At 64.7% G+C, this 11,333-nt stretch carries 11 protein-coding genes; 4 read left to right on the plus strand and 7 right to left on the minus strand.

Annotated features, from left to right (window positions below; all coding sequences use genetic code 11):
- A partial coding sequence (gene trpD / locus AC5RV2_RS09830; RefSeq protein WP_494092176.1) for an anthranilate phosphoribosyltransferase occupies nt 1-665 on the minus strand: 665 nt, incomplete at its 3' end.
- Between the two features lie 148 nt (nt 666-813).
- Between trpD and ctaE the strand changes: the two genes are divergently transcribed.
- The 4 genes from ctaE (at nt 814) to qcrB (ending at nt 5,115) form a co-directional block, all read left to right on the plus strand.
- Entirely contained in the window at nt 814-1,452 is a 639-nt protein-coding gene (gene ctaE, locus AC5RV2_RS09835) for an aa3-type cytochrome oxidase subunit III (RefSeq protein ID WP_494092177.1), read from the plus strand.
- 81 nt (nt 1,453-1,533) lie between these two features.
- Nucleotides 1,534-2,346 carry a cytochrome bc1 complex diheme cytochrome c subunit gene (gene qcrC / locus AC5RV2_RS09840; protein WP_494067863.1) on the plus strand — a complete coding sequence of 271 codons (813 nt, stop codon included), beginning with the start codon at nt 1,534-1,536 and terminating at the stop codon, nt 2,344-2,346.
- Nucleotides 2,347-2,437: 91 nt separating this feature from the next.
- On the plus strand, nt 2,438-3,466 hold the full coding sequence (gene qcrA, locus AC5RV2_RS09845) for a cytochrome bc1 complex Rieske iron-sulfur subunit (protein WP_493978421.1): 1,029 nt from the start codon (nt 2,438-2,440) through the stop codon (nt 3,464-3,466).
- A gap of 2 nt (nt 3,467-3,468) precedes the next feature.
- Nucleotides 3,469-5,115 (plus strand): cytochrome bc1 complex cytochrome b subunit, encoded by a 1,647-nt coding sequence (gene qcrB / locus AC5RV2_RS09850; protein ID WP_494092178.1) that lies wholly within the window; start codon nt 3,469-3,471, stop codon nt 5,113-5,115.
- Nucleotides 5,116-5,501: 386 nt separating this feature from the next.
- Here qcrB and AC5RV2_RS09855 read toward each other — a convergent pair whose 3' ends face one another.
- From AC5RV2_RS09855 to AC5RV2_RS09880, 6 genes are all read right to left on the minus strand, one after another.
- Complete coding sequence (locus AC5RV2_RS09855; RefSeq protein WP_494092179.1) at nt 5,502-6,287, minus strand: GntR family transcriptional regulator; 786 nt, start codon at nt 6,285-6,287, stop codon at nt 5,502-5,504.
- A gap of 141 nt (nt 6,288-6,428) precedes the next feature.
- Nucleotides 6,429-6,830: a cytochrome c oxidase subunit 4 gene (locus tag AC5RV2_RS09860; RefSeq protein WP_494092180.1), complete on the minus strand. Its 402-nt coding sequence runs from the start codon at nt 6,828-6,830 to the stop codon at nt 6,429-6,431.
- A 2-nt stretch (nt 6,831-6,832) separates the two neighbouring features.
- Complete coding sequence (gene ctaD / locus AC5RV2_RS09865) at nt 6,833-8,560, minus strand: aa3-type cytochrome oxidase subunit I (RefSeq protein WP_494067867.1); 1,728 nt, start codon at nt 8,558-8,560, stop codon at nt 6,833-6,835.
- 17 nt (nt 8,561-8,577) lie between these two features.
- Nucleotides 8,578-9,423: an aa3-type cytochrome oxidase subunit II gene (gene ctaC / locus AC5RV2_RS09870; RefSeq protein ID WP_494092181.1), complete on the minus strand. Its 846-nt coding sequence runs from the start codon at nt 9,421-9,423 to the stop codon at nt 8,578-8,580.
- Nucleotides 9,424-9,596: 173 nt separating this feature from the next.
- Nucleotides 9,597-9,983 carry a HesB/IscA family protein gene (locus AC5RV2_RS09875; RefSeq protein ID WP_493978415.1) on the minus strand — a complete coding sequence of 129 codons (387 nt, stop codon included), beginning with the start codon at nt 9,981-9,983 and terminating at the stop codon, nt 9,597-9,599.
- A 138-nt stretch (nt 9,984-10,121) separates the two neighbouring features.
- Nucleotides 10,122-11,333 (minus strand): M20/M25/M40 family metallo-hydrolase (locus tag AC5RV2_RS09880; protein WP_494092182.1); only part of this gene is annotated, 1,212 nt, incomplete at its 5' end.

Consider the following 11,333-nt stretch of genomic DNA (forward strand, 5'->3'; position numbering starts at 1 on the left):
ATGCCCCGGGCGGCCAGCACGCCGGCGATGAGCGGCGCCAGCCGGGCATCGGCAACGCCGATGGCCGCCGCCGTGGGATTCGCCGGGTTGGTCATGGGACCCATGAAATTGAAGGCCGTGGCCACGCCGAGTTCCGCGCGCACCGCGCCCGCATACCGCATGGAGGGGTGGAAAACCTGCGCGAAGCAGAACGTGATCCCCGCTTCGACAGCGGTTTGTGCCACGCGGTCCACCGGGAGGTCCAGGCGCACACCGAGGGCTTCGATCACATCGGCCGAACCGGACGACGACGACGCGGCGCGGTTTCCGTGCTTAACGATCCGGGCCCCGGCCCCCGCGCACACCAGGGCGGCCATGGACGAGATGTTGACGGTGTTCTGCCGGTCCCCGCCGGTGCCGACGATGTCCAGCTTCTCCCCCGGGATGTCGATCGGCCGGGCGTTGCCGACCATGGCCTCCACCAGGCCGGTCAGCTCATCGACCGTCTCCCCCTTCGCCCGCAGCGCGACCAGGAAGCCGGCCATCTGCGCGTCGGAGGCCCCGCCGGACATGATCGTGTTCATCGCCCACTGGGTTTGGGCCGCCGTGAGGTCCTGCCGGGAGATCAGGGCAGAGATCAGTTCAGGCCAGGTGGGTGTGTTCTGAGCGTTGGGTTCGGTCGTCACTTCACTAGGTTATCTACGTTTTGTAGAAACTTCCGGATTGTTAACTTCCGCGCCGTTCCGCGGAATCCAGCGGTTCAGGAACCGGAAGGCGGCGCCACGCGTTCAAATGCATTGGTGAAGTGGGCAGATTTATAGACATAATGGCCTTGTGACAACTGCAACCCATGCCCCCAGTACCCCGGCGCATCCAACGCTGAATCGCCCCAACCTGGTTTCCGTCGGAACCGTTGTGTGGCTCTCCAGCGAGCTGATGTTCTTTGCCGGCCTTTTCGCTATGTACTTCACCCTCCGCGCCACCTCCGGCGAGATGTGGGCGATGGAAACCGAGAAGTTGAATGTTCCGTTTGCGCTGGCCAACACCATCATCCTGGTGTCCAGCTCCTTCACCTGCCAGTACGGCGTCTTCGCCGCAGAGCGCTTGCAGGCCCGCCGCTCCGGCGGGCTCTTCAATGTCGCCAAGTGGGGCATGGTCGAATGGTTCCTGCTGACATTCCTCCTCGGCGCCATCTTCGTCTCCGTCCAGGCCTACGAATACGCGATGCTCGTCTCCGAAGGCGTCTCGATGTCCTCGAATTCCTACGGTTCGGCGTTCTACATCACCACCGGCTTCCACGGCCTCCACGTCACAGGCGGCCTCATCGCTTTCCTGCTGATCATCGGCCGCGCCTACGTCGCCAAGAAGTTCGGCCATTTCGAAGCCACGTCGGCCATCGTCACGTCGTACTACTGGCACTTCGTCGACGTCGTGTGGATCGCCCTCTTCATCATCATCTACTTCCTTAAGTAGACGGCAGAAAGGTCCGCGCCTCGCTGCGGACCAGCCGGCCGAACATCTACGCACACGCACCGCAAAGTTAGGAACCAACAAGTGAAGGCACTCTCCCAGAGGCGACGACATCCCCTGGCGGCCGTTGCCCTGCTGCTCATGGGACTGCTCGTCACCGGCGGACTGTACGCCGTTGCCGGGAACGTCAACGAGGCCAAGGCCCAAACCACCACCTTTTCCGCGCAGGACATCGAAGAGGGCGAGAAGCTCTTCGTAGCCAACTGCGCAACTTGTCACGGAATCGGTGCTGTCGGGGCCCCGGAGGGTGCGCACGGCAACCAGGCCGGTCCGTCGCTGATCGGCGTCGGCGCCGCCGCCGTGGACTTCCAGGTAGGAACCGGCCGCATGCCCATGCAAATGTCCGGCCCCCAGGCCATGGAAAAGCCGAACCAGTTCAACGAAGAGCAGACCATGCAGCTGGCGGCATACGTAGCCTCCCTCGGTGCCGGTCCCGCGATTCCGTCGGATGAATTCCTCGACGTCTCCCAGGGTGATCCTGCCGCCGGCGGCGAGATCTTCCGGGTCAACTGCGCCATGTGCCACAACGCCGCCGCAGCAGGTGGTGCCCTGACGCGCGGCAAGTTCGCGCCGGCGCTTGCCGGCGTCAGCGAAGCGCACATCTACGAGGCCATGGCCACCGGTCCGCAGAACATGCCGGTGTTCAGCGACGCGAACATCTCCCCGGAGGAGAAGCGCGACGTCATCGCCTTCCTGAAGACCATCGAAGAGCAGCCCTCCCCCGGCGGGTTCGCCCTGGGCGGCCTCGGCCCCGTGTCCGAGGGCCTGCTGATGTGGACGCTTGGATTGGGCGTGGTCATCGCGTTCACCATCTGGCTGACCCAGCGGTCTTCCTAACCTTCGCTTCCGGCGGCCCCAACGGGCCGCCGGAGAAGCGCCAACAGTCATTTATGAGTTTTGAACTATTTAGAGAAGGATGAGAGGGATCATGGGCGACCATAGTCACGGCAGTCCGAACACCTCGGGCACCGTTGCTACGGCTGGTCAGAGCGACGTGGAGAAGTTTCAGGATCCTGGACTCCCCCCGCACCGCCCGCGCCGTGCCGACAAAGATCCCCGGGCGGAAAAGCGAGCCGAACGCCAGGTTGCGATACTCTTCGTAATCTCCATCATCGGCACCGTACTTTTCTTCGTCGGGTACTTTGGCATCCGCTTGGATGACACCACCGCAACGCTGCGACTGCAGAACTTCACCCTCGGCATGGGCACCGCTTTTGCCATGCTGGGCATTGGCGTGGGCATTGTCCACTGGGCCAAGACCCTCATGCCGGACCACGAGATCGTTGAAGAGCGCCACGAGGTCCGCACCGAGGAAGACCGCAAGGACGCCGAGCAGATCATCGGCCAGGTCCTGGACGAATCCGGCATCTCCCGCCGTCCGCTGATCCGCAACACCCTGATCGGCGCCGGCGTGCTGGCTATCCTGCCGGCCATCGGCATCTTCCGCGACCTGTCCAAGGACCTGAACCCGGAGGTGCTGCGGCACACCATGTGGGACGCGGGCGTCCGGTTGACCCGCGACCCCAGCGGCACCCCGATCAAGGCCTCGGACGTCACCATTGGTTCCGCGTTCCACGTCATCCCCGAGGGGCTCAACGAGGCCGAGCACAAGCTCGAGGAGAAGGCCAAGGCTGTCGTCCTCTTGATGCGCCTGAATCCCGACGTCCTCCAGGTCTCCCCAGGCCGCGAAGACTGGAACTACAATGGCATCGTTGCGTACTCCAAGATCTGCACTCACGTTGGCTGCCCGGTGGCGCTGTACGAACAGCACACGCACCACCTGCTCTGCCCTTGCCACCAGTCGACCTTCGATGCGGCACAGGAATGCAAGGTTGTGTTCGGCCCGGCCGCACACGCCCTTCCCCAGCTGCCGATCAGCGTCGACGACGAGGGCTACCTGATCGCCACCAGCGATTTCCATGAACCTGTCGGACCGAGCTACTGGGAGCGTGGCTAAGCATGAGCGCTTCAACTGATACCTACGTACCCAAGACGCGGGCCGGACGGATCACCAACTTCGTCGATACCCGCGTCGGCGGTTCGGGGATCGTCAAGGAATTCGGCCGGAAGATCTTCCCCGACCACTGGTCCTTCATGTTCGGCGAAGTGGCACTGTACTCCTTCGTCATCCTGCTGCTCACCGGAACGTTCCTGACGTTCTTCTTCGATCCTTCGATGGCTCATACCACATACGACGGACCGTATGTGCCGCTCAAGGGCGTCGAAATGTCCGTCGCCTACCAGTCCACCCTGGAGATCTCGTTCGAGATCCGCGGCGGCCTGTTCATGCGCCAGCTGCACCACTGGTCTGCGCTGCTGTTCGTTGCCTCGGTCTCGTTCCACATGCTGCGCGTGTTCTTCACGGGTGCGTTCCGCCGCCCGCGTGAGCTGAACTGGGTTGTCGGCTGCGTCCTGTTGATCCTGGCCCTGGCTGCCGGCTTCACCGGCTACTCCCTGCCGGACGACCTGCTCTCCGGTAACGGCCTGCGCATCATCGACGGCGTGATCAAGGCAATCCCGCTGGTTGGTACCTACATTTCGCTGCTGCTCTTCGGCGGCGAGTTCCCGGGTACGGACATCGTGGGCCGCCTGTACGTGCTGCACATCCTGCTGGTCCCGGCCTTGATCCTCCTGATGATCGCCGTCCACCTGTTCATGGTTGTCGTGCACAAGCACACCCAGTACCCCGGCCCCGGCCGTTCCGAGACCAACGTCGTCGGCTTCCCGATCGGCCCGGTCTACGCGGCCAAGGCAGGCGGCTTCTTCTTCGTTGTCTTCGGCATCCTGGCCGTCATTGCGGCGAACTTCCAGATCCTGGCGATCTGGGACTACGGCCCCTACGACCCCTCCCCCGTCTCGGCCGGTACCCAGCCTGACTGGTACATCGGCTGGGTGGACGGCGCGCTGCGCCTGATGCCCGGCGTGGGCGAGTTCGTGATCTTCGGCCGGACCATTTCGCTGAACGTGCTCCTCCCGGCCCTCGGCCCGGCAGCCCTGCTGTTCACCGTGATGTTCGCCTGGCCGTGGATCGAAAGCTGGGTGACCAAGGACACCCGCGAGCACCACATCCTGGACCGCCCGCGCAACGTCCCGTTCCGCACCGCGACCGGCGTCGCCGGCATCGTCTTCTACTCGGTGATGTGGGCAGCTGCCAGCTCCGACTTGATCGCCACGCACTTCCACGTGTCGCTCAATGACGTGACGTACTGGCTGCGCGCGCTGTTCTTCCTGGGCCCGATCCTCGGCTTCATCGTCACGCGCCGCATTTGCCTGGCGCTGCAGCGCAAGGACCGCGAGATCGCCCTCCATGGCCGGGAGACCGGACGCATTGTCCGCCTGCCGCATGGTGAGTTCATCGAGGTCCACGAGCCGCTGAACGAGTACAAGCAGTACCGGCTGGTCAGCTACGAGTCGCCCGAGGTGATCCCGGCGCAGCCGAACAGGGCTGGCCACATCAAGCGCTCCGAGAAGCTGCGCGGCGCCTTGTCCCGGTTCTTCTTCGAAGACCGTGTGGCACCGGTTACCCCGGCCGAGCTGGAGGCTGCACACAGCCACCACGCCGAGGTAGAGGCACCCGCCGAGAAGGCGGAAGTCACCGCCCGCTAAGGCAATAACCGCACAGAGAATGGCCCCGGACCTGGTCCGGGGCCATTCTCTTGTGTCTCGCCCCTTTGCCTCGTCGCCGGTGAGGCCTCCCTGCGTAGACCGAGCTGACGCGCTCCCCCGGCGCTGCCGCCACCGGGGCATTGCGGCGGTTCCGGGGGTCGTGTGCAGCCCCGGCAAGCGGCCCGGGTTGTCGGGTACGTCCGTCGGCGCCTAGGGCCACGGGCGGGCCGCTGCGCCCCCGACAAGCGGGGCTATCGGCGACGGCGGTCATTGCTCCTTGCCGGCATGTCCGGCTACGGGCGAGGCGTCTGTCCACGGCCGGGCTTCGGACCCGGCCGACGCCGCCGTATGCGGCCGGGACGGCCTTCAGCAGCGCCGTACCGCCCTTAAAAGCGTTTGACGTTGTAGGAACGCGGCGCGCGTCCCCCAGGCCGTTGCAACGGCACCCACAGCTTGTAGCGGTCCGCGCGGTAATACGAGATCGAGAAGTCGACCATGGTCTTGGAGACGTAGGCATGCCGCTGGATTTTCAGCAGCGGAGATCCGATGTCCACGCTCAGGAGTCGCGCAATGGAGGGCTGGGCTGCGGTTGCCTCTATGGTGTCCTCGCCCCACTCCATGATCAGTCCGTACCGTTCGCTCAGGACGTTATACAGCGACGACGGCGGCCCCTCGTCGAGGATCCCCGGCACGCGCTGCGCCGGAATGAAGTTTTCGTCCACGCTCATCGGTTCGGCGTCCGCCAGCAGCAGGCGGCGGAAGCGCACCACCGCCTGCCCCTCCTCGATCTGCAGCTCGCGCGCCACCAGCGGGGTTGCGCCGATCTGTTCAAAGCTGAGGACACGGGCATCGGGAACCATGCCGCGGCGTTGCATCTCTTCGCTGTAGGAGGTGAGCTTGACCTGCAGGTCCAGCTTCGGCTGCCGCACGAAGGTCCCCAGGCCGACAATGCGTTCGAGCACCTGTTCGGCGACGAGTGAGTCGATCGCCTGGCGCACCGTCATCCTCGCCACGCCGAAGCGTTCGGCCAGCTCCCTCTCCGAGGGAAAAGCGGCCCCCGGTTCGCAGCGTTCCTGGGCATGCCTGCGCAAAATGTCCCTTAGCTGGACGTGCTTCGCGGTACGGGAGGAGCCATCGAGCCCACCCTCGATCGCGGCGGCGTTCACGGACATGCGGCCTCCTGTTCAGCCGGTTGCATTTCACCCATTCTATCCGGTCTAGACCAGCGTCCCGGCGCCCGGCCGGCCCGCGGGTACGCGAAAAGGGTCCGGAACCTTACGGTTCCGGACCCTTTCGTCGTGTAACTGCGGGTATTAGTGCGCGTGGTCCCCGCGGCTGTATTCGTAGACCCAGCCGATGATGGCCACCGTGGTCAGGCCGATTGAGATGTAGACGATCCACCAGCCGACCGCCAGGCCCATGAATCCAGTGGCGGCACCGAGGCCCAGCACAATGGGCCACCAGCTCCACGGGCTGAACATGCCCTGCTCGCCGGCACCCTCATGGATTTCGGCGTCGACCCGGTCCTCCGGACGGGCACCGATGCGCCGCGCCGTGAACCAGAGGTAACCGCCGATCATCAGGGACAGTCCGGCCGTCAGGTACAGCGCCAGCCAGCCGACGGGCTCTTCCCAGTTCCCCATGTAGCCGTAGACGGTGGCAACGAGGGCGAAGAACGGCGCAAGCGCAATGAATAGCCAGGCTTCAATCTTCACAGTTATGCGTCCTTCTGGTCAGCGGGACCGGCCATCTGGGCCACCGGTGCCGGAGTCGTCGGGGTGTGCCGCGGCGCCAGCTCCGGGTGGTGCAGGTCCAGCGCGGGGCGCTCCGACCGGATCCGGGGCAGCGAGGTGAAGTTGTGCCGCGGCGGCGGGCAGGAGGTCGCCCACTCAAGCGAAGCACCGAAGCCCCAGGGGTCGTCGACCTCGACCTTCTTGCCGTTGCGCCAGGTGATGTAGACGTTCCAGAAGAACGGGATCATCGAGGCGCCCAGCACAAAGGATGCCACCGTGGAGAACTGGTTCATCGCGGTGAACCCGTCTTCCGGCATGTAGTCGGCGTAGCGACGGGGCATGCCCTCGACGCCGAGCCAGTGCTGGATGAGGAAGGTGCCGTGGAAGCCCAGGAACAGCATCCAGAAGTGGATCTTGCCGAGGCGCTCGTTGAGCATCTTGCCGGTCCACTTGGGCCACCAGAAGTAGAAGCCCGCGAACATTGCGAACACGACCGTACCGAAGACCACGTAGTGGAAGTGCGCCACCACGAAGTAGGTGTCGGAGACGTGGAAGTCCAGCGGCGGCGACGCCAGGATGATGCCGGTCAGGCCGCCGAACAGGAAGGTGGCCAGGAAGCCCAGGCTCCACAGCATAGGCGTCTCGAAGGTGATCGATCCGCGCCACATGGTACCGATCCAGTTGAAGAACTTCACCCCGGTTGGCACCGCGATGAGCATCGTCATGAAGGCGAAGAACGGCAGCAGCACCGAGCCGGTGACGTACATGTGGTGGGCCCACACCGTCACGGACAGCGCGGCGATGGCGATGGTGGCGTAGACCAGGCCCTTGTATCCGAAGATCGGCTTGCGGCTGAACACCGGGAAGATCTCGGAAACGATGCCGAAGAACGGCAGGGCGATGATGTAGACCTCGGGGTGGCCGAAGAACCAGAACAGGTGCTGCCAGAGGATGGCACCGCCGTTCTCCGGGTTGAAGATGTGCGCACCCAAGCGCCGGTCGGCGCCGAGGGCGAACAGTGCGGAGGCCAGGGGCGGGAAAGCCATCATGACGAGGATGGCGGTAACCAGCGTGTTCCAGGTGAAGATCGGCATGCGCCACATGGTCAGGCCGGGGGCGCGCATGGTGATGATCGTGGTGATGAAGTTGACCGAACCGAGGATGGTGCCGAAGCCGGACAGCGCCAAACCAAAGACCCACAAGTCCCCGCCGACTCCCGGGGAGAAGGTGGTGTTGGACAACGGTGCATAGGCGAACCAGCCGAAGGAAGCGGCGCCCTGCGGGGTGATGAAGCCGGCCACCGCGATGATGCTGCCGAACAGGAAGAACCAGAAAGCCAGCGCGTTCAGGCGCGGGAACGCTACGTCGGGGGCGCCGATCTGCAGCGGCATGATGACGTTGGCGAAGCCGGCGAACAGCGGCGTGGCGAACATCAGCAGCATCACCGTGCCGTGCATGGTGAACAGCTGGTTGTACTGTTCCTTGGTCTGCAGGATCTGCATGCCGGGCTCGAACAGTTCGGCACGGATGACGAGGGCCATCACGCCGCCGAGGCAGAAGAAGATGAACGACGCGATCAGGTACATGTACCCGATGGTCTTGTGGTCTGTTGAGGTGATCCAGTTGACGACGATGCGCCCCTTGGACACCGGCACGACGCGCGGAGCTACCGTGGTAGCCCGGTCGTCAGCTGTGTATTCGTACGTTGACACTTGTGGCCCTCGCTCCTTTACTCAGACGCTTCAGCGTAGGGGTTGCGGTCGTACTCTTCGCCAAGCTGGCCGTCCTTGAGCCGCGCCATCTGAGCGTCGAATTCAGCCTCGGAGACCACCGCGACACGGAAGAGCATTTCGGAGTGGTACTCGCCACACAGCTCGGCGCACTTGCCGTCGTAGATGCCCTCACGGGTGGGGGTGAAGTTCAGGAAGTTGGTCTTGCCCGGGATCATGTCCACCTTCTGCAGGAAGGCGGGGACCCAGAACGAGTGGATGACGTCGCGGGAGTTGATCTGCAGCTCCACGCTCTGGTTGACCGGCAGGTACAGCGTTGGCAGGGTCTCCGGGACGCCGGTCTCGCCGGTCAGGTGGGCCTGCACGCCGGCAAAGTACTTGTCCTGCTTCACGTAGTTGAAGTCCCAGGCCCACTGCTTGCCGCGAACGTCGACGACGACGTCCGGGTTGTCCACCCGCTCGGTGATGTTGGACGTGGTCTTGTCCGTGAAGTAGAAGAAGACCATGACCATGACCACGGGAACCGCGGTGTAGAAGATCTCCAGCGGCAGGTTGTAGCTCAGCTGGCGCGGGTAGCCCGTCTCGTCCTTGCGGCGGCGGTACGCGATGATGCACCAGAGCATCAGGCCCCAGGTTATGACACCGACGACCAGGGCGGCGATCCATCCGTTGACCCACAAATCAATGATTTCGGGCGTGTGGTTGGTAACGTCCCGCTCGGTGGGCAACCAACCCAAACGGACTTCTTCTGAACATCCCGTCAACAACAACGCACCGAGTGCACCCAGACCTGTAGCCTTGGCGATTTTGGCGCGTCGACTGCCGGTTCGAACCTGCGAACTCACAGACGGCCCTTCCTCTTTGTTTCGTGCAAGTGATGCGGCCATGGCAGAGCTGAGCTTGGCCGCATATCCAGTTTTACTACTCACTGTAGAGCTTACCCGCCCACATGACTTCCATGTGACAGGCTCCCCCGTGCGTCGGCCGTTCCGGCGGCCGGAGAGCGCCCTGCAGGCCCTTAGTGGAAGGAGTCTCCACAGGCGCAGGAGCCACCGGCATTCGGATTGTCGATGGTGAAGCCCTGCTTGGAAATCGTGTCCTCGAAGTCGATCGAGGCGCCCGAGAGGTAAGGAACGCTCATCTTGTCGACGACGACCTCGACCCCGTCGAAATCACGGACAGCGTCCCCGTCGAGCATCCGCTCGTCGAAGTACAGCTGGTAGATCAGGCCGGAGCATCCGCCCGGCTGTACGGCAACGCGCAGGCGCAGATCCGTGCGGCCTTCCTGTTCCAGGAGGCTGCGGACCTTTCCGGCGGCGACGTCGGTCAAAGCCACTTCATGCGTGGGCAGTTCTGCCGCTTCGGGTGCCGTGGTGGGGGCGGACGAGTTGGTCGTTGCGCTCATTGCACTTCCTTATCTATTTCGGGCCGTCCGGTGACCTGCTGCTATTACTCAGTGGTGCGTCGGGCTTCCCATCCATCGTACGTCTGGTGGGCCGAAATGGGATAACTCTCCCCCGCCTCCAGCCTGGCCCGAACAGGCCTAGAGTCCTTCGCTGTTCAACCGTGCCAGGAGCAGGGCCTGGGCCAGGACCGCATTGCGGAAGTCGCCGAGATGCAGCGACTCGTTGGCCGAGTGCGCCCTCGAGTCGGGGTCTTCGACGCCGGTGATCAGGATCTGTGCCTCCGGATAGACTTCCGTGAGGTCGGCGATGAACGGGATGGAACCGCCCATGCCGGCCTCCACCGGCAGCGTGCCCCACGCCTGCTCCAGGGCCCACAGCGCCGCCTGGGCCGCGGGCGCGGAGGTGTCGGTGGCGAACGCGTGGCCGCGCTCCCCCGGCACGAAGGTGGCGGCGGCGCCGAAGGGCGCGTGGGCGGCAACGTGCGCGGCCACCGCTTCCATCGCCCGGTCCGGATCCTGTCCCGGTGCCAGCCGGAGGCTGATCTTGGCGCGGGCGGCGGGAATCAAGGTGTTGGACGCGAGCTCGACGCTGGGGGCGTCAAAGCCGATCACCGACAGGGCCGGCTTGTTCCAGAGCCGGTCGGCAATGCTGCCGGTGCCCGCGAGCCGCACGGACTCGAGCACCGACGAATCGCGGCGGAAGTCTTCTTCCGGATAGTCCACCGAGGCGGCGGGAGCCGAAACGAGGCCCTCGATGGCGACCGCCCCGTCGTCGTCGTGGAAGGTGGCGATCAGCCGGGACAGCAGCGTGGGCGCATCCAGCAGCGGCCCGCCGAACATGCCCGAATGGACGGCGTGTTCCAGCACCCGCAGCTCCACGGTGCCGTCCACCAGGCCGCGCAGGCTGGTGGTCAGTGCCGGGATGCCGACCCTCCAGTTGCTGGAGTCGGCGACGATGATGGCGTCTGCCCGCAGCAGTTCGCGGTGTGTCTCGAGGAACGGGCGGAAGCTTGGCGAACCGGCCTCCTCCTCCCCCTCGAAGAACAACGTGATGCCGAGCCCGAAATCGTCGCCGAGGACCTCCAGCAGCGTGCGCAGCGAGGCCAAGTGGACCATGATCCCGGCCTTGTCGTCGGCGGTTCCGCGCCCATAGAGGCGGCCGTCGATCTCGGTGGCCTTGAACGGTTCCGTCCGCCAGAGCGCCGGGTCCCCCGGCGGCTGCACGTCGTGGTGGGCATACAGCAGGACGGTCGGCTTGCCGTCGGCGTTGTCGTCCTCGGGCGTGCACGGGTATTTCACGTTGTTCAGCGCCAGCACGTGTACCTCGCCGACATCATAGGAGTAGTTCTC

This window comes from Arthrobacter sp. Y3225116 (assembly GCF_059091245.1).

Coding starts and splice junctions, on each gene's coding strand:
- qcrA (WP_493978421.1), top strand. CDS start 2,438: ATGGGCGACCATAGTCACGGCAGTCCGAACACCTCGGGCACCGTTGCT.
- qcrB (WP_494092178.1), top strand. CDS start 3,469: ATGAGCGCTTCAACTGATACCTACGTACCCAAGACGCGGGCCGGACGG.
- AC5RV2_RS09855 (WP_494092179.1), bottom strand. CDS start 6,287: ATGTCCGTGAACGCCGCCGCGATCGAGGGTGGGCTCGATGGCTCCTCC.
- AC5RV2_RS09875 (WP_493978415.1), bottom strand. CDS start 9,983: ATGAGCGCAACGACCAACTCGTCCGCCCCCACCACGGCACCCGAAGCG.